This is a genomic window from Pseudomonas sp. 9.1(2019) (assembly GCF_009910445.1).
Classification (GTDB): domain Bacteria; phylum Pseudomonadota; class Gammaproteobacteria; order Pseudomonadales; family Pseudomonadaceae; genus Aquipseudomonas; species Aquipseudomonas paraversuta.
Genome location: NZ_VBWF01000010.1, coordinates 618,503 through 642,139, shown reverse-complemented (window position 1 = coordinate 642,139; position 23,637 = coordinate 618,503). Strand labels below are relative to the sequence as shown.

Here is a 23,637-nt window from a genome sequence, read left to right as displayed (position 1 = left end):
TGATCAGTTAAAGCGCTCGGCGCTGTAGGGCGTCGGGTCGGTGAACGGGGTCTGGCCGGTCATCATCTCTGCCAGCAGGCGGCCGCTGACCGGGCCCAGTGTCAGGCCGTGGTGGGCATGGCCAAAGTTGAACCACAAACCTTTATGCCGGCTGCCGGGACCAATCACCGGGCACATGTCCGGCAGGCAGGGGCGGCGGCCGAGCCAGGGTTCGGCGTCCACCCGCTGACCCAGCGGATACAGGCGTTGGGCACGCTCTTCGCAACGGCGTAGCTGGATTTCGTTGATCGGGTCATCACTGTCTGCAAATTCGATCCCTGTGGTCAGGCGAATACCACCCACCATGGGGGCCAGGACATAACCGCCCACCGAGTCGAGAATCGGATGCTGCATGGTGTGGCCGTCCTTGGCGGCGTAATGCATGTGGTAGCCGCGCTTGATCGCCAGGGGAATCCGGTAGCCCAGCGGCTGGAAAATTTCCCGGGCTTGCGGTCCGAGTGCAATCACCACTTCATTGCCGATGATCAGGCCTTTGTGGCTCTCGACCTGCCATTGCCCGGCCGTTTGCCGCAGGCTGGTGGCATCGCCGGTCACAAAGGTGCCGCCGCGCTTGATAAAGAGTTCGGCATAGCCCCGGGTCAGGCCGCCCGGATCGCTGACGGTCTTGGGGTCGAGCCAGTGAATGCCACCGATCACATCGGTATGCAGGCCGGGTTCCAGCGCGTGCACCTGTTGCTGGTCCAGTACCCGATAGTTGAGCTTGAACTCGCTCAAATCGGCGGCATCACGCTGGGCCTTGGCGAAGTCGTCCGCGGTGCGGTAAACCTCGATCCAGCCGCTGTCCTGGATCAGATGACCCATGCCCGCCGGCTCGGCCAGCAGATCATGTTCGCTGACACATTGTTCAATCAGCGGCAGCATGGCCCGGGTGGCATGGGCCAGCCCCTTGCTGCCCGACTGCTGCCAGTATTTCATCAGCCACGGCCCGGCTTTGGGCAGGTGTCTGAGGCTGTAGCGCACGTCCGATTGCTGATTGAGGCCATAGCGCAGCAGGCGGGTGATTTCCCGCGGGAACGAGTAAGGGATAACACTGGCGCGCTCGATCAGCCCGGCGTTGCCATGACTGGTGCCGCTACCCGGTTGGGCGCGGTCGAGCAGCACCACGCTGCGCCCGCGTGCCTGGAGTTGCAACGCGGTACTGACGCCGACGATGCCGGCCCCCAGAACGATAGTGTCGCAATGCATAAACAAATCCTTGAGACGAGGGCCGTATTTGCAGCCCGAAAAATGGGTTTACTGCAAATGCCGTCCGAGACGGCCTTCGATGAATTTCAGGCTGCGGCGCACGATTTCCACGATCACCAGGTACAGCACGGCGGCCCAGAGATAGACCTGGAAGTCGAAACTGCGGGAGAACACCATCTTGGTGACCCCCATCAAGTCGTAAATGGTGACCAGCGAGGCGATGGCGCTGGCCTTGATCATCAGGATCAATTCATTGCCCAGCGGGCCGATGGCCACCAGCAGCGATTGCGGCAGGATGATTTTGCGAAAGGTGGTCCAGCGCGACAGGTTCAATGCCTTGCTGGCTTCACGCTGGCCCTGGGCTACCGACAGAATGCTGCCGCGCAGAATCTCGGCCTGATAGGCCGCCGTGTTCAGGGTGAAGGCCAGCAGGGTGCAGAACCAGGCATCGCGGAAAAACCACCACAGGCCGACGTCTTGCCAGAAACCCTTGAACGATCCCAGGCCGTAATACAGCAGGAACAGCTGTGCCAGCAGCGGTGAGCCGCGAAAGAAGTACACATAGGCGCCGGTAAAACTGCGCAGGAAGCGGTTGCCGGACAAGCGGCCCAGGGCAATCAGCAGGCCGAGCACCGCGCCCAGGGTGAAGGAAATCGCCACCAGCTTGGTGGTCACCAGCAGCCCGTCGATAAAGCGCGGGCCGTAGCGTTCCAGCAGCTCGGGGCTGAGAAACATGTTTTGCAGTTCCGCCAGGCTCATGGCTGCACGCTCCGTATATGGCGGTTGAAGTGGCGCTCAAGAAAGGCAAACAGACGCCCGGAAATCGCCGAGAAAAACAGGTAGATGAAGCAGGCCACGGTGTAAAACAGCATCGGGTCCTTGGTGACGCTGACCGCCAGGTTGGTCTGGCGCATCAGGTCCACCAGGGCGATGGTCGACACCAGGGACGTGTCCTTAAGCAGCGACAGCCAGTTGTTCGACAGGCCGGGCAGGGCGATGCGCGCCAGTTGTGGCAGCACCACTTTGCGAAAGGTGGTGAACTTCGACAGGCCCAGCGCCGAGGCCGCTTCGAATTGGCCCTTGGGAATGGTCTTGAATGCCCCTAGCCAGATCTCGCTGGAAAACGCGGCAAATACCAGGCTGAACGCAATCATCGCCGCGACGAAGGTATTGATCGTGAACTGTGCGTCGTAGCCCATCAGGGCGAGGATCTTTTGCGCGGCGATCTGGCAGCCGTAATAAATGATCAGCAGCGTCAGCAGTTCCGGCAGGCCACGGAATACCGTAGAGAAGGTTGTTGCCCAGGCCCGCATCCAGCGATTTTTGGAACGGGCCGCCACGGCCACGATCAGACCCAGCGGTAAACCGATGGGCAGGCAGCTCAGGGCCAGGGCAATGGTGACCAGCGAGCCGGCAAGCAGCGCCGAGCCCCAGCCGCCACTGGCGAAGGAAAGAAGTGAGAGTTGATCGAGCATGCTCGAATCCCCGGGCAAAAAAAGGGCCGAAATTCAGCCGCCGCGCACGCCAGGTGCGCAGGGCCGGGTCATTGGCAGGGAGGCCCTCAACCGAGGGCGGGCGACTCAGTAAATGTCGAAGTCGAAGTACTTGCTGGAGATCTTTTTATAGGTGCCGTCGGCAACGATCTCGTCCAGCGCCTTGTTGAAGCGCTCACGCAGGGCGTTGTCTTCCTTGCGTACCGCAATCGAGGCATCGGCCATGGTGCCGTTGACGTCACCAATTATTTTGCAGCAGTCCTTGCCGGTTTTATTGACCCACTCCAGCAGCGGGAATTTGTCGGCAATCACCACATCGACCCGTTCGTTTTCCAGCTCGCTGTTGGCTTCATCCAGGGTTGGATACAGCTTCAGATCAGCCTTTTTGTAGTGCTCTTCGGCATAGATGCTTTGGGTGGCGGCGCTCTGGGCACCTACGGTTTTACCGGCGAAGTCGGACTGGGCATCGGTGATGTCAGAGTCTTTGGGCACGGCAATGGACAGCGGAGTGCGGTAGTAGTGATTGGTGAACGCGATCTTCTTTTTGCGCTCTTCGTTGACGATCATGGACGCGACAATGGCGTCGTATTTCTTCGCCATCAGGCCGGCGATGATTCCGTCCCAGTCCTGGGCCACGATGGTGCACTCGGCGCCCATGCGCTTGCACACTTCTTCGGTGATATCGACGTCAAAGCCGTGCAGCTTGTTGTCGGAGTCAACGTAGTTAAACGGAGGGTAGGCGCCTTCCGTGGCGATTGTCAGTTTGTCGGCCTGGGCGTTGGACGCGAAGGCGACAACCATTGCACATGCACTGGCAAAGCGAATGACGTGTTTCATCTAGCACCTCGTTTTATTGTTTTGATCCGGGTGAGGATGTGTAGCCCACGAACTCATTGTGTAAGGCCGCGGTAGCCTCAAGACGCTTCTCCACGTCCGGCCCCAGTTGTTTGCACACTTCGTTGATCAGCAGGTGCACCAGCGACAGCATGGCTGCGGTGGATTCCCAGAACAGATTGAATTCGGTCGGTACACGAAACACTTCGTCGGCGTTCTGCTCGGCCCAGTCGCAAAAAGTGTCGGTCACCAGGGTGACGGCAATGCCAGCCTCGCGCGCCTTGCGGCATAACAGTTGGGCGTGGCGCGAATAGCGCCGGGCCTCGAATACCACCAGGGCGCAGTCCTCGGGTGGGCACAGCAGCACGTCGGCGTAATGCCCGGCGGCGCCGTCCACCAGTTGCACGCCATCGCGCAGGTATTGCAGCAAATGCACCATGGACGCGGCGATCCCGCGTTCGGTCTGGAACCCGGCCACGAACACCTTGCGCCGGGTGGCCAGGCGCTGGCTTACGGCTTGCCATTGCGGGGTGAGGCTGTATTCGTAAACCTTGACCAGGGCGCCGACTTCCAGCTCAAAGCTGCGCGGTAAGCCTTGGGGCCCCTGGCTCGATTGCTGGCGGAATTCCTGCAGACGATCACCCACCAGCCACGGGCCGTCGCCCAGGTCGTCCTTGAGATCGTTCTTCAGGTCTTTGAAATGGCTGTAGCCCAGCGCGCGGCAAAAGCGCCCGACACTGGACTCGCTGACACCCAGCCTGGCGGCAATGTCGGCAGCGGTCTGAAACGGCAGCTCGTAAAGATTGGCCAGCATATAACTGGCAATCGCCCGACCCGAAGGGGCGGCGGTTGACAGACTGCTTTCTAGGCGTTGTTTAATCGACTGGCTCACGGCTGCTTTCCTGTTGTTGTTTCAGCGCGTTGCAGAAAGTGAATGTTTTCTGTCATTAAGTCAAGAATTGACAGATAACTGTCATCGCAGGATAGTTGGCCGAGCATAAAAATAACTAGATTGGAGCGCCAGAATGTCCCAGCCCGCTACCTCGTCCCAGGCTATGGAGTCGCTGAACCTCAGCGAACTGACCGCCTTGCTGCAACAGATCTTTGAGCGTCACGGCACCTCCCGGGCCGTGGCGCAGGTATTGGCAGACAACTGCGCCCGGGCTCAGCGCGACGGTTCCTACAGCCACGGTGTGTTCCGTATCCCGGGTTACCTGGCCTCCCTGGCAAGTAACTGGGTCGACGGCCAGGCCGTGCCGCAGGTTGAAGACGTGGCCTCGGGCTTTATCCGCGTGGATGCGGCCAACGGCTTTGCCCAACCGGCGTTGGCAGCGGCGCGTGAATTGCTGGTGGAAAAGGCCCGCAGTGCCGGGATTGCAGTGCTGGCGATCCGCAACTCCCATCACTTTGCGGCGCTCTGGCCCGATGTCGAGCCGTTTGCCGAAGAAGGCCTGGTGGCATTGAGCGTGGTCAACAGCATGACCTGCGTGGTGCCCCATGGTGCGCAAAAGCCGCTGTTCGGTACCAACCCCATTGCCTTCGCCGCCCCCTGTGCCGGCGGCCACCCGATCGTCTTTGACCTGGCCACCAGTGCCATTGCCCACGGCGATGTACAAATTGCCGCGCGCAAGGACCACAGCCTGCCGGCCGGCATGGGGGTGGACAAGCATGGCGAGCCGACGCAAAACCCGAAAGAGATTCTGGACGGAGGTGCCTTGCTGCCCTTTGGCGGGCATAAAGGTTCGGCGCTGTCGATGATGGTCGAACTGCTGGCGGCAGCGTTGACCGGTGGCAACTTCTCGTTCGAGTTCGACTGGAAGCAACACCCCGGTGCGCAAACCCCCTGGACCGGACAACTGTTGATCGTCATCGACCCGACCAAGTCCGGCGGTAACAGCTTCGCCCAGCGCAGCGCAGAACTGGTGCGCCAGATGCATGCCGTGGGTCTTGAGCGCATGCCGGGTGATCGGCGCTTTATCGAGCGCGCCAAATCGGTGGGCGAAGGGATCCCGATGGCTGCCGAAGAACTGGCCAGATTGCGCGCACTGGCGCAGTAATACCCCGCACACCCAAACCCCGTAGGAGCGAGCTTGCTCGCGAGCTCTTGGTCGTTACGACCCAAAAGCTCGCGAGCAAGCTCGCTCCTGCATATAGATACAGCTGACAAGCATCAACACCTCCCTTGCGCCACGGGCCTATGCTGCACAGGACTTCAAGCATAAGGAACTGGCCATGAATGCCCCTGCAACCACCCCGGAGCCTGTAACGGCGAAAGCAAAACTGCCCATAGGCCTGGTGATTGCGGTCCTGGTGATGATAGGTATTTTGCTGCTGCCATTGCCTGCCGATCTACCGGTTGCCGGCCACCGCATGCTGGCGATTCTGGCGTTTGCCGTGGTGGTGTGGATCACCGAGGCGGTGTCCTATGAAGCCAGCGCCATCATGATCACGTCGCTGATGGCGTTTCTGATTGGCATGGCGCCCACCCTGCAAGACCCGTCGCAGCTTTACGGCACTTCTGCCGGCATCACCATGGCCCTGACCGGTTTCTCCAATGCCGCGCTGGCGCTGGTGGCCGGTGCGCTGTTTATCGCGGCGGCCATGACCCATACCGGGCTGGACCGGCGTATTGCCCTGGTCACCCTGTCACGTATCGGTACCAGCACCCGACGCATCCTGCTGGGGGCGATTGCGGTCACCATCCTGCTCAGCCTGGTGGTACCCAGCGCCACGGCCCGCAGCGCTTGTGTGGTGCCGATCATGATGGGGGTGATCTTGGCTTTTGGCGTGGACAAGCGCTCGAATATCGCAGCAGGAATCATGATTGTGGTGGCCCAGGGCACCAGTATCTGGAACGTCGGGATTCAAACCGCAGCAGCGCAGAACCTGCTGACCGTGGGTTTTATGGACAAGATGCTGGGCGCGCGGGTGAACTGGCTCGACTGGCTGATTGCCGGGGCGCCCTGGGCCATCATCATGTCGGGGGTGTTGCTGTTTGTGGTGCTCAAGTTGCTGCCTCCCGAAAGCGACAGCATTCCCGGCGGCAAAGAAGCGGTCGAAAAGTCCCTGGCCGAACTGGGGCCGATGACCGGGCCACAGAAACGTCTGATGGCGGTCTCTGTGGCCTTGCTGCTGGCTTGGGCCACCGAAGGCAAGCTGCACAGTTTCGACACCACCTCGACCACCTACGCCGGGTTGGTATTTTTGCTGTTGCCGCGTTTTGGAGTGATGACCTGGAAAGACGTGCAGTCGCGAATCCCCTGGGGCACGGTGATTGTATTCGGGGTCGGGATCAGTCTTGGTACCGCCTTGCTCACCACCCAGGCCGGGCAATGGCTGGGGGCGCAGGTGGTGAACCACACCGGGCTGGATCAAGTGGGGCCGCTGGGGATCTTTGCGATTCTGGGGGCGTTCCTGATTTTGATTCACCTGGGGTTTGCCAGTGCGACTGCGTTGACCTCGGCCTTGCTGCCGATTCTGATTGCAGTGCTGCAAACCTTGCCGGGTGAATTCAACCGGTTGGGCATGACCATGCTTCTGGGCTTTGTGGTCAGCTACGGGTTTATCCTGCCGATCAACGCTCCGCAAAACATGGTGTGCCTGGGCACGCAAACCTTCACCGCCAAACAATTCGCCAAGGTCGGGCTGATCGTCACGGCGGTGGGTTATTTGCTGATGCTGCTGTTTGGCGCAACCTACTGGAGCTGGCTGGGCTGGATGTAAGCAGAAGCGAGCTCACCTGTAGGAGCGGGCTTGCCTGTAGGAGCGAGCTTGCTCGCGAGCTCTTCTTCGCGACGCCCAAAACATCGCGAGACAAGCTCGCTCCCCCAGGCCCGGGTTAGTTTCCGCCTTCGCTGCGTCCGCCACTGCTGACTTCGGGCGGTACATCTTCGCCCGCTATGCGCTTGCGGAACAGCGAGGTGCGCGCCAGCAGCAAGGTGGTCACCGGTACGGTAATCGCCAGCAAAATCGGGATCAGCCAGGCGTGCAGCACCGGTGTCGATTTGAGTGCCGAGAAGTACAGGATCGACGCCAGTGCCACGCACCACGCGCCCAGGGTCGAGGCCAGTGCCGGCGGGTGCATGCGCTGGAAAAAGTCTTTCAGGCGCAGCAGCCCGATAGCACCGCACAAGGCAAACAGGCTGCTCAGAACCAGCAGCACTGCCACCGGTATTTCGATCCAGAGCGATAACTCGCTGACTGAATTCATTCGATCACCTCGCCACGCAGCAGGAATTTGGCCAGTGCAAAAGAGCCGACAAAGCCGAACAGGGCAATCAGCAGTGCGCCCTCAAAGTAGGTGTCACTGGCATAACGGATACCCAGTACCAGCATCACCAGCATGGCGAGGATATACAGGTAGTCCAGCGCCAGAACCCGGTCCTGGGCCGACGGCCCCTTGAACAGCCGGATCACGGTCAGGACCATCGCCAGGCTGAACAGGAACAGGCTGGTGAGGATGGCATTGGAGAGCAGGGCACTCATTCAAAGATCTCCATCAGGGGGCGTTCGTAGGTGTCTTTGAAATGCCGGATAAACTGCGCTTCGTCATCCAGGTCGAACACATGCAGCAGCAGTACGCTGCGGTCCAGCGCCAGCTCCGACCAGATAGTGCCGGGCACCACGGTGGTAATCATCGACAAGGCGGCCAGGCCGTTGGCATCGCGCAGATCCAGGGGGATCTTGATGAAGCGTGAGCGGGGCGGTTTCTTGCCGGCCATGAGCACGCCCCGGGCGACTGCGATATTGGATGCCACCACATCGCGGCCCACCACAAAGAACAGCTTGATGACCACGCCGGGCCGGCGAATATGGATGGGCAGCGGCCGCAGGGGCGCGAACATCAACGGGGCCAGAAAGCCCAGCGCAGCACCAAGCAGCAGATTGCCGGCGCTCAATGACAGGTTGAGCACCAGCCACAGCAGCCACAGCGCAAGTGACAGCCAGGGAGCCGGAAACAGGCGCTTCATGGTTGTACCTCCTGTAGCGCCGCTTTGGCTTCGGGGCCGGGTACCGGGCGGGTGCCGATAACGGCCATCACATAGCGCTCGGGATTGTTCAGGGTGTCAGCGGCATCATGGGTATAACGCAATACGGGCTCGGCCTTGAACGTCAGGACCACACAGAGTCCGATCAACAACACGATGGGCAGGTATTCGAAGCGACGCAGCAGCGGCGACGGGCGCTCGATGGGTGTCCAGAAGCGCTGGATACCCATGCGCGCGAAGGCAATCAAAGAGGCCAGACCCGAGAAGATCAGCAGCGCAAACAGGCCCCAGGCAGCGGTCGAGACTGGAGCGTCAGCGGTGTTGCCCAGGCCCGCCGGGTTAAGCAGGGCATTGAGCAGGCCGAGCTTGCCGATGAACCCGGACAGCGGCGGCATGCCGATAATCAACAGGGCACAGGCGATAAAGCTCAGGCCCAGGAAGGCCATGGTCCAGGGAATGATTTGGCCGACCACGGCTTTTTGCTCGTCATCCAGATTGGTGCCCCGCGGCGGATTCAACGACTCCATCAGGGCGGGCAGTTGCCCGGCATCGTCCTCAAGCAGCATCTCGTTGGAGGAGCGCGAGCGTTCGATCAGCTCGGCCAGCAGGAACAAGGCGCACAAGGCAAGGGAAGAGCTGACCAGATAGAACAGCGCGGCAGCGGTCAGGTTGGGTTGGGCGAAACCCACGGCCGACAGCAGGATGCCCGCCGACACCAGAATGCTCAGGCTGGCCATCCGCTCAAGGCGTTGGGCGGCCAGTATGGCAATGGCAGCACAGACGATGGTCGCCATGCCGCCGTATATCAGCCAGTCACCGGCAAAGTAGGCCGACGCTCCGGCCTGACCGGAAAACAGCAGGGTCCACAAGCGCAGAACCGTGTAAATGCCGACTTTGGTCATGATCGCGAACAGGGCGGCGACCGGGGCACTGGCTGCCGAGTAGGCCGGAACCAGCCAGAAGTTCAGCGGCCACATGCCGGCCTTGGCCAGAAAGGCGATGGCCAGAATGGCGGCGCCGGCATGCAGCAAGCCGCGGTCTGCCTCGGGCACCAGCGGGATTTTCAGCGCCAGATCGGCCATGTTCAGGGTGCCGGTGACGCCATAAATCAATGCCGCACCGATCAGGAACAGGGATGACGCCAGCAGGTTGATCGAGATGTAGTGCAGGCCCGCAGACACCCGGGCCTTGCCGGAGCCGTGGAGCATCAGTCCGTAGGAGGCGGCCAGCAATACTTCGAAAAACACGAACAGGTTGAAGATGTCGGCGGTCAGGAAGGCACCGTACAGGCCCATCAGCTGGATCTGGAACAGTGCGTGGAAGCTGGCCCCGGCGCGGTCCCAGCGGGCCATGGCGAACAGCAGCGCGCAGCTGGCGATGATGCCGGTCAACACCAGCATCAGCGCCGACAGGCGATCAACCACCAGGGCGATCCCGAACGGTACTTGCCAGTTGCTGGGCAGGTACACGCCAATCGCTGACGGCAGCGGTTGCTGCTGGGTCCATAGCAACAACAGCACGGAGATGCCCAGGCCCATAAAAGTCGAGATCAGGTTGATCCGGGCTTTGAGCGGGCGGCGTTTTTCTCCCAGCAACAGCATGCAGGCTGCGGTGAGCAGCGGTAACAGAATGGGCGCGACGATCAGATGCGGCATCAAATTCATTCTTTAGGCTCCCGGCCATCGACGTGGTCGGTACCGGTCAGGCCCCGGGAGGCCAGCAAGACCACCAGAAACAGGGCGGTCATGGCAAAGCTGATGACGATTGCGGTGAGTACCAGGGCCTGGGGCAACGGGTCTGTGTAGTTGAGCAGGTCCTGGGGCACGCCGTCCTTGATCACCGGCTCCTTGCCGATAAACAGGCTGCCCATGCTGAAAATGAACAGGTTGACCCCGTACGACAGCAGGCACAGGCCCATGACCACCTGGAAGGTCCGCGGGCGCAGCACCAGCCAGGTTCCGGACGCGGCGAGTACGCCGATTGCGATAGCGATGACTTCTTCCATCAGGCAGCTCCCGTCCTGGGTAGAGTGGCGGGTTGAGAGGCAGGCTGATTGCTCGGGCGATGGGCCCGGACCGACTGGTGAGCCAGTGCCGTGAGGATCAGCAGCGTGGCGCCGACCACGACGGCATAAACGCCGATATCAAAGAACAGGGCGCTGGCGATATGGATGTCACCCAGCAGCGGCAAGCTGAAGTGTGCCGTGTGGGTGGTCAGGAACGGATAGCCCAGAGGAATTGCGCCGAGACCGGTGAGGGTGGCGCACAACAGGCCGGTGCCCATCCAGCGCAGCGGCCGCAGGCTCATTTGAGCCTCGACCCACTGGGTGCCTGCCACCATGTATTGCAAGATGAACGCCACGGACATCACCAGGCCGGCAACAAAGCCGCCGCCCGGCTGGTTGTGGCCGCGCATGAACAGATACATCGACACCACGAAGGCAATCGGCAACAGCAGGCGCACCAGTACCGCGGGCACCATCATGAAGCCCAGGGCGGTGTCGCTGGCACTGCGCGGGTTGACCAGATCGGTCATTACGTCCTTGGCCAGCAGACGCTGCTGGGAAGGCAGCTGCATGCTCTCTTTGGGCGGGCGGAAGCGACGCAGCAGGGCAAAAACGGTGAGTGCCACGGCTGCCAGCACGGTGATTTCACCCAGGGTGTCGAAGCCCCGGAAATCCACCAGCATCACATTCACCACATTGCTTCCGCCGCCATCCGGCAAAGCCCGGCTCAGGTAGAAAGACGACGTGTCGTTCGGGGTCTGGCGGGTGAGCATGGCGTAGGACAGCATGGCCATACCGCCGCCGACTGCGGCCGACAGCAGCAAGTCACGCAAACGGCGGATCTGCGCTTTGCGCAATGTCCCCGGTAGTGGCGAGACTTCTTCTATCCGCCGCGGCAACCAGCGCAACCCGAGCAGGATAAGGACCGTGGTGACCACTTCGACTACCAGCTGGGTCAGCGCCAGGTCAGGTGCGGAGAACCAGACAAAGGTCACACAGGTCATCAGGCCGCACACGCTGACCATGGTCAGGGCTGCCAGACGGTGGTATTTGGCTTGCCAGGCAGCGCCCAGGGCGCAGGCTATAGCCAGCAGCCAGAGGGTCACGAACACAGTCGACCCCGGTATTTTCGGCCGGTCGCCCCAGCTCAGGCCGCTGTAGAGCATCGGAATCAGGCCCGCGATCACGGCAGCCAGAATCAACACGAACAGCTGGGTTTGCAGGCGCTGAGTGCTGATGCGTCGCTCAATGCGGCGCGCCCAGCGCATGATCACCACCAGGCAGCGCTCGAAGAAACGCTTGCCATTGAAATACGTGATTAGCGGCGGCAGCGGATAACGGCCGAGTTTGAGCTGTTTACGCAGCACCACATACAGCAGGATGCCGCAGGACATTGCGATCAGGCTCATGATCATCGGTGCATTCAGGCCGTGCCAGATCGCCAGGCTGTATTCAGGCAGTTCGCCGCCCACCACCGGTTGCGCGGCAGCCGCCAGCAACGGGCCGACGGTTTGTGCCGGGAAGATCCCGACCATCAGGCAGGTGAACACCAGCAGCTCCACCGGGGCCCGCATCCAGCGTGGCGGCTCGTGGGGAGTCAGGGGCAGGTCGGTGGGCGGCGGACCGAAAAACACATCAACGGTAAAGCGCAGGGCATAGGCCACGCTGAATGTACCGGCGATGGTTGCGATTACGGGCAGGGCAATCTCAACCCAGGCCGTGGAGTTGATGAACACGGTTTCGGCGAAGAACATCTCTTTGGACAGAAACCCGTTAAGCAGCGGTACACCTGCCATCGAGGCGCTGGCCACCATGGCCAGGGTCGCGGTATAGGGCATGAGTCTGAACAGGCCGCTGAGCTTGCGAATATCCCGAGTACCACTTTCGTGGTCGATGATGCCTGCCGCCATGAACAGCGACGCCTTGAAGGTCGCATGGTTGAGAATGTGGAACACCGCAGCGACCGCCGCCAGTGGGCTGTTGAGGCCCAGCAGCAGGGTAATCAGGCCAAGGTGGCTGATGGTTGAATAGGCCAGCAAGCCTTTAAGGTCGTTTTGAAACATCGCGCAATAGGCGCCCAGCACCAGGGTGCAGGCCCCGGCGCCGCTGACAATCCAGAACCACTCTTCACTGCCCGACAGCGAGGGCCAGAGCCGGGCGAGCAGGAACACCCCGGCCTTGACCATGGTTGCCGAGTGCAGATAAGCCGAAACCGGAGTGGGTGCTGCCATCGCGTGGGGCAGCCAGAAGTGAAACGGGAATTGCGCACTTTTACTCAGGGCGCCGATCAGGATAAGCGGGAGCAGAACGGGATACAGGTTGTGGGCGCGAATCTTGTCGCCGGCGACCAGCACTGCATCCAGATCGTAGCTGCCGACGACATGGCCAAGCAGCATGACCCCCGCCAGCAAGCACAATCCGCCCGCACCGGTAACCATCAGCGCCATATAGGCGCCGCGTCGGGCATCTGAGCGGTGGTGCCAATATCCAATCAGCAAGAAAGAGAAGAGGCTGGTGAGCTCCCAGAAAAACACCATCTGGATCAGGTTGCCGGACACCACCAGGCCGAGCATGGCGCCCATGAACGCCAGGAAAAAAGCAAAGAAGCGCGGCACCGGGTCTTCGGGTGACATGTAATAACGGGCGTACAGCGACACCAACGTGCCGATGCCCAGCACCAGAATCGAGAACAGCCAGGCGAAACCGTCCAGCCGCAGCACAAAATTCAGGCCGAGACTGGGCAGCCACATGAACTCTTCGCGAATCACCCCGCCATGGGCAATTTGCGGATAGAGCAGGGCTACTTGAATGGTACCGATCAGAGCAATCAGACCGGCCAGCAGTGATGCACTGTTACGTGCGTTGTGCGGCAAAACAGCCGCCAGACAGCTGCCGATAAATGGCAGAAGCAGTAGAACTATCAGGGACATAGGCTTCTAATCTGCAGGAGTTTGTGAGCGATCATACGTGGCGACTTGTATATCACCAACAAAGAAGCTGTAGATGAATCCTACAAAATGTGTGCAAACGCAAGTGGCGCGGCGCGGCATCTTCCCTGTATGAACACTCCAGAGTGTGAGTCTTTGCTTTCAGTATCAGCGCGTGCGCTTCAGTCGCATGCTTCATTGCCTTGCTTGTCTTCCAACGGGTCGGGCGCTTTACCCTTTGTTTTTAACTCACTGACGATCACCGCTGCAACAATCAATACCGCACCCAACAAGGCGATACCCGGCAAACGCTCCCCGGCCAGACGTCCGGCGATGCCGGCCCACACCGGTTCACCTGCATAAATGAGCGTGGCGCGGGTGGGGGAAACGCTCTTCTGGGCCCAGTTCATTGCTACCTGAATTACCGCACTTGCAGCGCCCAAGCCTACGGCGCTGGCTAACAAAAGCCATGAGAAATCGGGAGCGGTCTCACCGGTAGGAATAGTCATCAGGAAAGCCAGAATCGACGCAGTACTGAGTTGCACCACCGTGACCCGTCGAACATCGACTTTGCCAGCATAGGCGCTGATCAGGATTATTTCTGCCGCTATGGCGATGGCGCTGATCAGTGTCGCGATCTCGCCAGGGCTGAAGTCAAGGGACGCACCGCTCGGGCCTGACAGCAGCATCAGCCCGGTGAACGCCAGGACAATACCCAGACTTGGCATCAGCCCGGGTCGGCGTCCCAGCACCAACCACTGCAGCAGCGGTACGAAAGGTACATACAACGCTGTAATAAAAGCCGACTGACTACTGGGAATAGACTGCAGGCCAATGGTCTGCAAGCCATAACCGAGCATGATAGACACCCCGATAAACACCCCGGCCTTGAGTTCAAACAGGGTAATGCCGCGCAGACTGCGAATTGAAAACAGAGAAACAATCAGCGCGGCGGCAGCAAAGCGCAGCCCCACAAAAAACATCGGTCCGCTGGACGTCAGTGCATGCTGCACTAATAGAAAAGTGACGCCCCAAACCATGGTAATCAGCACCAGCACACATTCGGCCTTGCTGAAACGGGAGGTCAAAGACATCAATTTTGAAGGTTTCAACGTTGTCATAGCCTTGCACGCTGCCGGAAGAGAGACGCACAATGCGTCAAAGCTGAGCAGTATACTGCGCAGTCCCACAAGGTGAGCAATATAGTGCCCAAAGAAAATTCACAACGTGCGTCGGTGTTACAACACGTCAGCCAGAACGTCCGGCGCCTGAGGCTGGTCGCACACCTCAGCCAAAGTGCACTGGCCGAGTTGTCGGGAGTAAGTCGGCGGATGCTGGTAGCTATAGAGGCGGGCGAAAAGAACGTCAGCCTCAGCACCCTGGACCGGGTCGCCGAAGCGCTCAATGTAGCTTTCAGCGACTTGATCCAGGCACCGGGCTCTGCCGACCCGAGCCGCATCAATGAAGTGGCCTGGACAGGTACCGCCCCGGGAAGCAAGGCCGTGTTATTAGCCAAGGCTGTAGCTTCAAGAGAAGTAGAGCTGTGGGAATGGACCCTGGAACCGGGCGAGGAATACCAGTCCCAAGCCGATGCCGAGGGTTGGAGTGAACAGCTGTACGTATTCGAAGGGTGTTTGACCCTGGTCATAAGCGAACAGGCATTACGTTTCAGCGCTGGAGAGTTCTACATGTACGCCAGCAATAAACCGCACTCCTACAGAAACGAAGGCGACGTGGTTGTGCGCTTTATCCGTAACGTAGTGATATGAGCGCAGGCGTCGGGCGAGCCATGGCGAGGGCTGGTCAAATAACTAAAAATTATTAGAATTCAGGGGGTTGCCAGCTTCGATCTTCTAGTACATAATGCGCGCCATCAGCTCGGGGCAACAACCTGAATCGCTGAAGAATCAAATGCTTGTAGCGATAAAATCGCAGCAGCAACCTTTGTATTTGATGTTTCTCATGAAGTGTCACGCACAATTGGCCGAATAGCAAAATGGTTATGCAGCGGATTGCAAATCCGCCCACGCCGGTTCGATTCCGGCTTCGGCCTCCACATTCGAAAGCCCCGCAGATCAAGGTCTGCGGGGTTTTTTATTGGCCGCAGGAAAGTGAAGTGTTGCATAACTACTTCACTTTGCGGGCTTGGCGACTGCTCCGATACGCCGGTAAATCCGTTCCGTAATCCATTCTTTTGAGTGCCCAAGAAGCGCGCTCGCCTCCGAAATATCTGCAACTCCCGACGCAGCCTTTGGCCTGATATCACGAAACTGCGCAGTACGAGTGAGGGCTGAAGAAGTTGACCGAGCCCTGGCCGATGAACAAACCAAACAGGCACGCCTGCGTGATCGCCTTGCTACTGCTGACCTGCGGCTGTCAGTCCAGCTCGACGCCATCGGTTCAAATGGTAGTGGAGGAGTGCAAGCCACCACCGGCGCCGGCGGCGTGGTTTATGGAACCGCGAGAGCCCAACTTGCCCCAGAGCATGCTCAACGAATTATCGGGATCACCGGCGACGACGATCAAGGACTGATCGCGCTGCAGGCTTGTCAGGCCTTCGCAAAAGAGGTTTCAGGCAAGAAATGAAAGTAGTGACTGACACTGGGAGCTTAAGCGTTCAATCCAAGTATCGATATCGCACTAATGCCTGCAGTTTCAGGACGTTAGTTGGCTATCAGTTATAACCAAAAGCCAACTAGAGGCTTGGTGTTTAGGAGTGTTCTTATTGTGTTGAGGTTTGCTTGCTGTACCGTGCTCGCGCTTGTTGGTGTTTGAATGATGTGTAAATAGTTTTTTAGAGTGTTATTTTTAAACTAAGGAATATTGATGCCTTTGGATAGTGCAGTGCGTGGTCGTTGGTCAGTACTCGAATATCTGGGCCGGCCGGCCAACTCTCGGAAAGTGCTCATAGTCGGTTGTGGCACCACTCCCCAGCACGTAACCATGGGAAGCGGTGCAATGACGATACCTGGCATTGCCTGCTCTCTGGGTAGGGCTCACAGTAGAGACTTTACTTTGGACGTTAGCGCTGATGCGGGTGCTGATCTGGTCATTGATCTGGTAACGTTTCAGGGGACCGAGTTAGGCCAGTATGGCTACGGAAGATTTGATCAAGTTGATTTTGAGTATCTTAATCGCGGGCCAGCTCAGCCCTTTTCGGATCAGCATATACGTTTGTGGATCGATGCAGCTGACAAACTTTTGAAACCAGGCGGAAAGATTGTTTTTTATTCTGGTTCCACTCAGTACAGGAATGTAGCCAAAAGCAGAATGGTTGAACTTGGCTACCGTTGTGCTGAGGAGGCATTAAAGCCTGATGGTACTCCAGGAAATAAATACGGGCATATATTCTGTTATGGAGTAAAAAAAGGGCGTTAAAGCGAGTCTGTTAAGAAGTATGCATTAAATCTGCGAAGTACCTCTGCCACTGCAAATTCCCGTGTTAAGACTTCAGCGGCCTGACCAGCTCGGGCCCCTGGTTTTCCACATTCCCCACTGAGTACCAATCAAAGTCCTTCGTTGGCTGGCAACAGGTCAACGCCAACGCTTCAGCTTTTTTTTGGTCAAGGTCGTTATGGAAAGTGGACGCATGGCGCTACGGAGAACAACTGGCCGACCTAAGCGCTGCCCATCAATTGGAGTTAGCTAATATGGCCAATGCAAACTCAGCAGTGGTCCTCGAGGAGCAAGATAAACGCTTTGCCCTGGAGCAATGGCTGGCAGCCAGCGACCAAGCCCGTTACCGAGCCCTGAGCGATGAACAAACCCAACAAGCACGCCTGCGTGATCGCCTTGCTACTGCTGACCTGCGGCTGTCAGTCCTGCTCGACGCCATCGGCTCAAATGGTAGTGGAGGAGTGCAAGCCACCACCGGCGCCGGCGGCGTTATGGTAGTCAGCAAGCGGCCAATAGCAGGCCCGCAAATGTATTCACCGCGGCCTTTCAGAAGCAGCTGGGAGTGAAGTCCATGCAATTACGTAAAAGGTCCAACCGGCACTGTGCTGAGTCAGTCCGAGGCCGGTTAGTTCCTTCCTGTGTTTGCGGCCTGGGGCACAGGAAAAGTGCACAAGGCTTCTGTGTGCATGGTCCGAAAACTGGAGACTCAAATCAGCAGAGGGGGTTCCAGGTCCAACCCAATTGAACGGCTCATTGCTTCACTTGGTAGTAGCGGGCAGGGATCCCCCATATCACCAGTACAGTGGCCAGTACGCAGACGGCACTGAGCATGTACAGGGCAGGCGTTGCACTACCCGTCAGGTCTTTGATCCGCCCTACCATGAAGGGGGCGATAATTCCGCCCAATTGGCCCAATGAGTTGATCAAGGCGATCCCGGCTGCGGCTGCCAGTCCGGTGAGAAAACGCGGTGGAATGGTCCAGAAAATCGGCATCCAGGCAATGATCCCGGTGAGAATCATGCTCATCCCAGCCATCAGGGGCAACAGCTGACCAGGAAACCAAGCGCAGAGTAAATAACCCCCAGCAGTCAATGACGCGCAACCGGCCATATGCCAGCGACGTTCGCCACGTTTGTCCGAGCTGCTGCCAATCAGCAGGTTTCCTACCGCCGCGATCAGATACGGGATCATAGTCAACAAGCCAATATCGAAGGTATCCGCCACCCCGGCGCTTTTGATCAATTGCGGCATCCAGAACAACAAGCCGGTCAAGGCCATGACCAGGCAAAGGTAAATGGCCGACATCACGTAGGTGACCGGGTGCTTCCAGATATCCGAAAAGCGGCTGGAGGAATCAGGTTTGGGCTCGCTCGCCATACGCTCAAGCAGCACGCGCTTTTCGTCTGCCGTTAGCCACGACGCATCTTCGATCTTGTCACTCAACAGCCACAGCACCACAACGCCCAGTACTATCGAAGGCAAACCTTCAAGCAGGAACAGCCACTTCCACCCTGCCATGCCATACATCCCGTCGAAATGCCCCAGAATGAAGCCCGCCAAGGGTCCTCCGACGATTCCGCACAGGCAGATCGAGCTCTTGAAATAGGCATTGACCCGACCCCGGCGATTACCTGGATACCACTGGGTAAAGTAGTACAGTACGCCCGGCACAAACCCTGCTTCCATTACACCAATAAGAAAACGCAGGGTATAGAACCAGAACTCGTCGCTCACAAACATCATGCACGCCGAGGCAATGCCCCAACTCACCATGATCCTCGCAATCCAGACCCGGGCACCGATCTTGTGAAGCAGAATATTGCTCGGTACTTCAAACAGAAAGTAGCCGACAAAAAACAGACTCGCGCCAAGACCATAAACGGTGTCGCTGAATCCCAAATCACTTTGCATCTGTAATTTGGCGAAGCTGATATTGACGCGATCCAGGTAAGCAAACAGGAAACAAATAATAAACAGCGGTATGATCCGCCAGTTCACTTTGCGGTATAGGACATCGTCCAGCAATTCGACCCGCGATTGCGCGGTCGAGAGGGTTTCAGCAGTCATGGTGCACCTATTGGTTATTGTTTTTAAGGTGTTGCACAGAGCATGAGAGTGCCACTGCACCTGCCTTTACGCGCAAAGCGACAGGTGCCCTTGTAGAACCATCCCGAATGATCGCCGGCCTTGTCTGCCTTCGTGCGACCACCTTTAACCCCCCCACTGAAAAATCTTAGGGTTGTGGGTCGGACCGCCTGATCGTCTACTTTCTGCTGGTGAATTTGGTCTCGGGTGGCAGCGCTATCCAAGTAACCCGAACTTTGCCCGATTGTTGTAGGCGGTTCTTCAGAAACCGCGTGGGCGTTACTGTATTTTTTCCAAAGGCTGCTGCCTAATGACACTTGCTGATTGAGTGATAACTTTTAGTCATCCCCGATGCTGCCATCCTGGATAACCATATTGTTTGGACAAGTAGGAGTCCTGTTACAAGGGGAGGGTGGTGTCGACCTGTCTTGTAGTCCGGTCAGGCTGCTTTCGGCCGATCCTGTTGTAAAGTCGGCCTTGGGTTCCACGGCAGAGGCGTATGCAATCCGAGATTCAAATCCTTACTTTTGGCTGAGGCTCTCAGCCTCAGCTTTCTCGTCGCCGCGTGCAGAAACGGAGTTGTCGCCGGTCGATTTCCGGGCAGTTTGAGCGGTGCAACTTTTTCAACACTATCGGCCATGAGCAGGCATCAGCGAACGCTGATGCTAAGCGTCCTTTTTCAGGCGCGCGAACACCTCATCACATGCCTCTCTCCAAGCCAGCATTGCCCCATTCTTTCGAAGCTTTTCTAACCCGGCGTAAGTGTAGGTACCAGGTGTTGCGATACTGCCTCCCAGAGCTTCCAGGCTGACGTCAGGTTGGTGCCGTGCACTGGACAGACAATCCTGCATATTGCCCATCACCAACTGTGCTGCCTGTTCATGGGAGAGGCCCTTCCCGGTAAACCACTCTTGAAGATCACCGAGGAAGAAATAAAACCAGCCATTCATGCACGCCGCAACGGTGGCGAGCTCAAATGCGTCCTCCTGGTCGATCACGACCAATGATCCAAGGGCGCCGAGCAAGCTCTCATGAGGCTGGCCGCCTGGGGTCAAGACAACAGTTGATTGGTTGATCTGAGCGGCATAGGACAGCATCGCCCGCACGTGCCGAGCTTTGGGAAAGCTTTGTTCCAGCTCGCTGATACTCATACCCGCTACGAGTGAAACCAGCGTCTGTTCGGGCTTGAGTCGTACCTCATTGGCAAGTTGCTCAACAGCATCGGGTCGCACGCCCAGAAATAACAGGTCGCTGTCATCGACCACACCCTGGTTGTTCTGCGCAATCTCACAGGCCCAGAGCCTGGATAGCTCTCGGGCACGATCATTATTGCGCGGTGAAAGCAAAACCCTCCCGGAAAACCCGCTTCGGCGCAAACCAATAACGATCTTCTCCGTCAGTTCGCCAACACCCAGAATTCCAATGTTCAGCACGCTGCCTTCTCCTGTGTTGAGCAAATAGAGAGTGTCTCACGATAACTGGGTGGCAGCCTGCCCCGGAGGGCCAGTCGACCCAAAGCCTTCATCTCTGGCCAATCATGAAACGCTGCCCAGAGCACCTGGACATCTTCAACCCTCTGCCGCTGACCTCGTACTCAAGCAAAATTACAGCTTCACCCAAGCCAGTCGCTCACTCGGGATGGGCGAGTCGCCTCTGCGGGGAGGGGATCCGGGCTTGTCGGCATTACTGGGTTGCACTCGCGCAGCCGCAGCGATCGCATGCTTAACCCCGCATGCGACAACGGTATTCAAGGTCTGATCCAGAACAGGTACACGCGGTGCCTGACCGGCCCTTTCGCCTGCGGGCGCCAAGTCTCTGGCCGCGCATTCTGTGGTCGTGCGCTAAGTCCTTGATTTATAAATCACTACTTGTTTCTGAATGTTTCAGGTGGTTGTGCGGTCATTATCGCCATGTTTGAGAGATTAGTGGTGCCAATCGTATTTTTACCGAGGTTTATCACTGGATATATCGGCTTATATGGTGAAAAAAGCTGCCCGACAGTTCTTATACTGCGGGCGGCGTCCGTACACCCGGGCAGCACAACAAATCGCACTGATTTGCGCTGCTGCCCAGAGCGAGTCGTTCCATGGAAAGAAGAGGCCGGCACTGCATCTCTATTCCCATGCATCTAATAAGTCTAAGAATGAGAAATAGTTTAATGAATAAACAATCGATCCAGATTGCCCTTGCTTACATGTCCGTCGTGATTGGTGGTGGTTTTGCCTCCGGGCAGGAGGTACTCCAGTTTTTCACCGGCTATGGGCTTATAGGTATTGTCGGCACTCTGGTCAGCGGCCTGATGTTTGCCTTCCTCGGCATGCAGATCGCTCGAATGAGCTCGAAGATGCAGGCGAGCTCGCACAAGGAGGTTCTCTACATTCTGTTCGGTGCGCGCATCGGCCTGGTCGTCGATGTGGTGCTGTCCTTCTTCCTGTACGGCGTCGGTGTAGTGATGCTGGCCGGCAGCGGTTCGATCTTTGCCCAGCAGTACGATCTGCCGCCCTTGTTCGGTGGCGTATTGATGACGGTATTGGTGATCGCCACGTTGTGCATGAACGTGAAGCGCATCATCGACCTGATCAGCGCGGTAATGCCTTTCCTGTTGGCGATGGTGCTTATCATCACCACTTACTCGATCTTCAGTTACAACGCCCCGATCGAGACCCTCGACGCGGTTGCCCGTGAGAACAACGAAACAGTTTCTGGCAATTGGTTTGTGGGTGCCTTGCTGTACGCGTCTTTCAACATCGCCGTAGGCTTCCCGATGCTGGCTGTCATTGGTGGCATGACCAAGCAACCCAAGGCTGCCGCACTGGGTGGCGTACTCGGTGGTCTCGGTCTGGGTGCGTTGATCCTGCTGTTGAACATCGGCCTGTTTGCCAACATCAACCAGCTGGAAGGCATCGAAATGCCTTCCCTGGCACTGGCAGGGCGTATCTCGCCGATCCTTTCGGTGGTGATGTCGGTGGCACTGGTTTGCATGGTCTACAGCACAGCGGTGGGGATGTTCTTTGCATTCAGCGCCCGCTTCGCCAAGCCTGAAACCAGCCGCTTCAAGTTGATTAGCGCAGTCACGGTATGCATAGGCCTGGCCTTGAGCCTGGGTGGCTTCAGCAAGCTAGTAGGCACTGTCTACCCACTGTTGGGCTATGTCGGCTTCGCCCTGATTCTCGCTATTTGCTTCAACTGGCTACGCAGCCGCTCCATTGCCAAGGCGCAAAAAGCTGCGCTGGAAGCTGTTTCCTGACCCTTGAACCTGTGGGCAATCGTTCGCAGGCACGGCAGTAGATCCAGCGCTGACTCTTTGATTGAACCCCGCCTCGAGCGGGGTTTTTATTGCCTGGAGATTTCCAAAGGCCGACATCGCCATTTTTCCACCCTGCGAATGCCACGTCTAAGACCTGCAGGCGGCCGAGCACTGTATTTACTGCATTCGATGGAAATACTTAATGGTAGTAACGGCGACCTGCCGGCGATGTGTCGTGTTGTGCAAAACCCTCAGAAAGAATTTGTCCGCCAATTCACTAAATGAATCAAAGAACATTAAGTTGAAGTATTGTCGATCCACTATATGTTCCAGGCGGTTTACGTCCCTTGTAAGAAGCCTTTATCCATACCGGGCTGGAACCTCGAACATCGAGTGTTGCAGAAGAGCCGCCGTCGGCGATACCCAGTACAACTGTACCCGCGCCTGTCAAATCTACTTCTCCCTGATTGGGGATCTGCAGGCTGACGGTAGTGTTTTCGCTGCACTCGATATAAGTATAAGCCCCGCCTGCATTAACTTCAGTGGTTGTACCCCTTAAATATATGCTGGTCGCAGTTGCTGAGCATGTGACTGGCGGTGGGATGGGAGGGGTCGTCGCAATATCGTATGAGAGCTGGAACCAACCATAGCTTCCGGGCTTCAAACAACGGAAGTCGAGAGATTCACGAGTTGTCACAGGTGCACTGACCCGATTTATGGAAGCTCCCACCAGGCTTTGAAGTGTGGCTCTTGCCTCTGCTTCAGTACGGCATATGAAATTAAGACGAGGGCAACCTGATGTGCCAGCCGTGTTGCATTCAAAAAAAGCGTAGGGGCGCGAAAGTCTGAAGAACTGATAGCCCGGCACGGGATTGTTACTATTAATATCCCTGATCTCACCACTCATGATGTCGATGGATAAGATGGTTCCGGTACATAAACCTGCTCTCATTGGTTTTCCACACCCAGGCCCTGTTTCAGACACCCGAATGATAGCTGCCGTTGACTGTAGAGGGGCGAGCAGCAGCATGATTAATACGGCATTCAGGATTGGTAGATACATGAGCTTCCTTGGTTTTTAAGCAATCGATAATCAGTGTTGCGTACCTGTTTAATAGTTCTCGGTGCCCTATCGAATTTCGAGTGGAATGTTGTTCAAATTTCAAATAGCAGTTTGCGCTGCGCTGATCAAACCGCGCTCAATATGTTGTCGAGATATCACGTCCGGCTCACCTTGCATGTCGCTCCGTAGCGGCAAGGGGCGGCTGCCAATTATACGAGTCAGGTGAGCACAAGGATCCGAGACAATTCTTTAGACAGGGCAAGGTATTTCTTGATTGACATAGGGAGCTACCGATCGTGCTTCAAACATCAGCATTGCAGAGGCTGTCTGAAAAAACCGGGTTCTGGCACTGCA

The 23,637-nt window shown here is 57.8% G+C and carries 21 protein-coding genes, 1 tRNA gene and 2 pseudogenes; 8 read left to right on the top strand and 16 right to left on the bottom strand.

The window, feature by feature from the left end:
- Positions 1 to 3 precede the first annotated feature (3 nt).
- The 5 genes from FEZ21_RS16240 to FEZ21_RS16220 all read right to left on the bottom strand — a co-directional run bounded on the left by FEZ21_RS16240 (position 4) and on the right by FEZ21_RS16220 (position 4,464).
- Positions 4 to 1,245, bottom strand: a complete 1,242-nt coding sequence (locus FEZ21_RS16240; RefSeq protein ID WP_160627839.1) for an FAD-binding oxidoreductase — start codon at positions 1,243 to 1,245, stop codon at positions 4 to 6.
- 48 nt (positions 1,246 to 1,293) lie between these two features.
- The gene (locus FEZ21_RS16235) at positions 1,294 to 2,004 is read right to left on the bottom strand and encodes an ABC transporter permease (RefSeq protein WP_003446120.1); all 711 of its coding nucleotides are present in this window, start codon (positions 2,002 to 2,004) and stop codon (positions 1,294 to 1,296) included.
- Positions 2,001 to 2,720 carry an ABC transporter permease gene (locus FEZ21_RS16230; RefSeq protein WP_010656910.1) on the bottom strand — a complete coding sequence of 240 codons (720 nt, stop codon included), beginning with the start codon at positions 2,718 to 2,720 and terminating at the stop codon, positions 2,001 to 2,003. Before FEZ21_RS16230 ends, FEZ21_RS16235 begins: the two co-directional genes overlap by 4 nt.
- Positions 2,721 to 2,825: 105 nt before the next feature.
- The gene (locus FEZ21_RS16225) at positions 2,826 to 3,575 is read right to left on the bottom strand and encodes a transporter substrate-binding domain-containing protein (protein WP_003446117.1); all 750 of its coding nucleotides are present in this window, start codon (positions 3,573 to 3,575) and stop codon (positions 2,826 to 2,828) included.
- Between the two features lie 13 nt (positions 3,576 to 3,588).
- The gene (locus FEZ21_RS16220) at positions 3,589 to 4,464 is read right to left on the bottom strand and encodes a MurR/RpiR family transcriptional regulator (RefSeq protein ID WP_010656909.1); all 876 of its coding nucleotides are present in this window, start codon (positions 4,462 to 4,464) and stop codon (positions 3,589 to 3,591) included.
- 133 nt (positions 4,465 to 4,597) lie between these two features.
- Between FEZ21_RS16220 and FEZ21_RS16215 the strand changes: the two genes are divergently transcribed.
- The gene (locus FEZ21_RS16215) at positions 4,598 to 5,629 is read left to right on the top strand and encodes an Ldh family oxidoreductase (RefSeq protein ID WP_003446114.1); all 1,032 of its coding nucleotides are present in this window, start codon (positions 4,598 to 4,600) and stop codon (positions 5,627 to 5,629) included.
- A gap of 175 nt (positions 5,630 to 5,804) precedes the next feature.
- Positions 5,805 to 7,295, top strand: a complete 1,491-nt coding sequence (locus FEZ21_RS16210) for a DASS family sodium-coupled anion symporter (protein WP_127196449.1) — start codon at positions 5,805 to 5,807, stop codon at positions 7,293 to 7,295.
- Positions 7,296 to 7,410: 115 nt separating this feature from the next.
- On the opposite strand, the gene FEZ21_RS16205 is transcribed toward FEZ21_RS16210, so the two are convergent.
- The 7 genes from FEZ21_RS16205 to FEZ21_RS16175 all read right to left on the bottom strand — a co-directional run bounded on the left by FEZ21_RS16205 (position 7,411) and on the right by FEZ21_RS16175 (position 14,586).
- On the bottom strand, positions 7,411 to 7,782 hold the full coding sequence (locus FEZ21_RS16205; RefSeq protein WP_003446109.1) for a Na+/H+ antiporter subunit G: 372 nt from the start codon (positions 7,780 to 7,782) through the stop codon (positions 7,411 to 7,413).
- Positions 7,779 to 8,057, bottom strand: a complete 279-nt coding sequence (locus tag FEZ21_RS16200; protein WP_003446108.1) for a K+/H+ antiporter subunit F — start codon at positions 8,055 to 8,057, stop codon at positions 7,779 to 7,781. Before FEZ21_RS16200 ends, FEZ21_RS16205 begins: the two co-directional genes overlap by 4 nt.
- Complete coding sequence (locus FEZ21_RS16195; protein WP_003446107.1) at positions 8,054 to 8,542, bottom strand: Na+/H+ antiporter subunit E; 489 nt, start codon at positions 8,540 to 8,542, stop codon at positions 8,054 to 8,056. The genes FEZ21_RS16200 and FEZ21_RS16195 overlap by 4 nt, the downstream gene beginning before the upstream one ends.
- A complete protein-coding gene (locus tag FEZ21_RS16190; RefSeq protein WP_003446105.1) occupies positions 8,539 to 10,224 on the bottom strand; it encodes a monovalent cation/H+ antiporter subunit D in 1,686 nt (561 codons plus the stop codon). Before FEZ21_RS16190 ends, FEZ21_RS16195 begins: the two co-directional genes overlap by 4 nt.
- Positions 10,221 to 10,565, bottom strand: a complete 345-nt coding sequence (locus tag FEZ21_RS16185) for a Na+/H+ antiporter subunit C (protein WP_003446102.1) — start codon at positions 10,563 to 10,565, stop codon at positions 10,221 to 10,223. Before FEZ21_RS16185 ends, FEZ21_RS16190 begins: the two co-directional genes overlap by 4 nt.
- Entirely contained in the window at positions 10,565 to 13,495 is a 2,931-nt protein-coding gene (locus tag FEZ21_RS16180) for a monovalent cation/H+ antiporter subunit A (RefSeq protein ID WP_160627838.1), read from the bottom strand. The genes FEZ21_RS16185 and FEZ21_RS16180 overlap by 1 nt, the downstream gene beginning before the upstream one ends.
- A 179-nt stretch (positions 13,496 to 13,674) precedes the next feature.
- Positions 13,675 to 14,586, bottom strand: a complete 912-nt coding sequence (locus FEZ21_RS16175) for a DMT family transporter (RefSeq protein ID WP_178092383.1) — start codon at positions 14,584 to 14,586, stop codon at positions 13,675 to 13,677.
- A gap of 111 nt (positions 14,587 to 14,697) precedes the next feature.
- Between FEZ21_RS16175 and FEZ21_RS16170 the strand changes: the two genes are divergently transcribed.
- Positions 14,698 to 15,261 (top strand): helix-turn-helix domain-containing protein, encoded by a 564-nt coding sequence (locus FEZ21_RS16170; RefSeq protein ID WP_003446096.1) that lies wholly within the window; start codon positions 14,698 to 14,700, stop codon positions 15,259 to 15,261.
- A gap of 213 nt (positions 15,262 to 15,474) precedes the next feature.
- Positions 15,475 to 15,548 (top strand) — tRNA-Cys (locus FEZ21_RS16165).
- Between the two features lie 76 nt (positions 15,549 to 15,624).
- Here FEZ21_RS16165 and FEZ21_RS22675 read toward each other — a convergent pair.
- Positions 15,625 to 15,765 (bottom strand): annotated as a pseudogene (locus tag FEZ21_RS22675) (integrase); the annotation flags it as partial.
- Between the two features lie 31 nt (positions 15,766 to 15,796).
- On the opposite strand from FEZ21_RS22675, the pseudogene FEZ21_RS16160 reads away from it, so the two are divergent.
- The 3 genes and pseudogenes from FEZ21_RS16160 to FEZ21_RS16150 form a co-directional block, all read left to right on the top strand.
- Positions 15,797 to 16,078 (top strand): annotated as a pseudogene (locus FEZ21_RS16160) (hypothetical protein); the annotation flags it as partial.
- Positions 16,079 to 16,318: 240 nt separating this feature from the next.
- On the top strand, positions 16,319 to 16,870 hold the full coding sequence (locus FEZ21_RS16155; RefSeq protein ID WP_160627835.1) for a hypothetical protein: 552 nt from the start codon (positions 16,319 to 16,321) through the stop codon (positions 16,868 to 16,870).
- A 203-nt stretch (positions 16,871 to 17,073) separates the two neighbouring features.
- Positions 17,074 to 17,454 carry a hypothetical protein gene (locus FEZ21_RS16150; protein ID WP_373683734.1) on the top strand — a complete coding sequence of 127 codons (381 nt, stop codon included), beginning with the start codon at positions 17,074 to 17,076 and terminating at the stop codon, positions 17,452 to 17,454.
- A gap of 184 nt (positions 17,455 to 17,638) precedes the next feature.
- Here the strand turns inward: FEZ21_RS16150 and FEZ21_RS16145 are convergent, their stop codons facing one another.
- Both FEZ21_RS16145 and FEZ21_RS16140 read right to left on the bottom strand, forming a co-directional pair.
- The gene (locus tag FEZ21_RS16145) at positions 17,639 to 18,955 is read right to left on the bottom strand and encodes an MFS transporter (RefSeq protein ID WP_127196453.1); all 1,317 of its coding nucleotides are present in this window, start codon (positions 18,953 to 18,955) and stop codon (positions 17,639 to 17,641) included.
- A 683-nt stretch (positions 18,956 to 19,638) separates the two neighbouring features.
- On the bottom strand, positions 19,639 to 20,406 hold the full coding sequence (locus FEZ21_RS16140; protein WP_160627834.1) for an NAD(P)-binding domain-containing protein: 768 nt from the start codon (positions 20,404 to 20,406) through the stop codon (positions 19,639 to 19,641).
- Positions 20,407 to 21,131: 725 nt separating this feature from the next.
- Here FEZ21_RS16140 and FEZ21_RS16135 point away from each other — a divergent pair.
- Positions 21,132 to 22,220, top strand: a complete 1,089-nt coding sequence (locus FEZ21_RS16135) for a hypothetical protein (protein WP_003446085.1) — start codon at positions 21,132 to 21,134, stop codon at positions 22,218 to 22,220.
- A 286-nt stretch (positions 22,221 to 22,506) separates the two neighbouring features.
- Here FEZ21_RS16135 and FEZ21_RS16130 read toward each other — a convergent pair whose 3' ends face one another.
- Positions 22,507 to 23,283 carry a hypothetical protein gene (locus tag FEZ21_RS16130; RefSeq protein WP_156428476.1) on the bottom strand — a complete coding sequence of 259 codons (777 nt, stop codon included), beginning with the start codon at positions 23,281 to 23,283 and terminating at the stop codon, positions 22,507 to 22,509.
- Positions 23,284 to 23,637 lie beyond the last annotated feature (354 nt).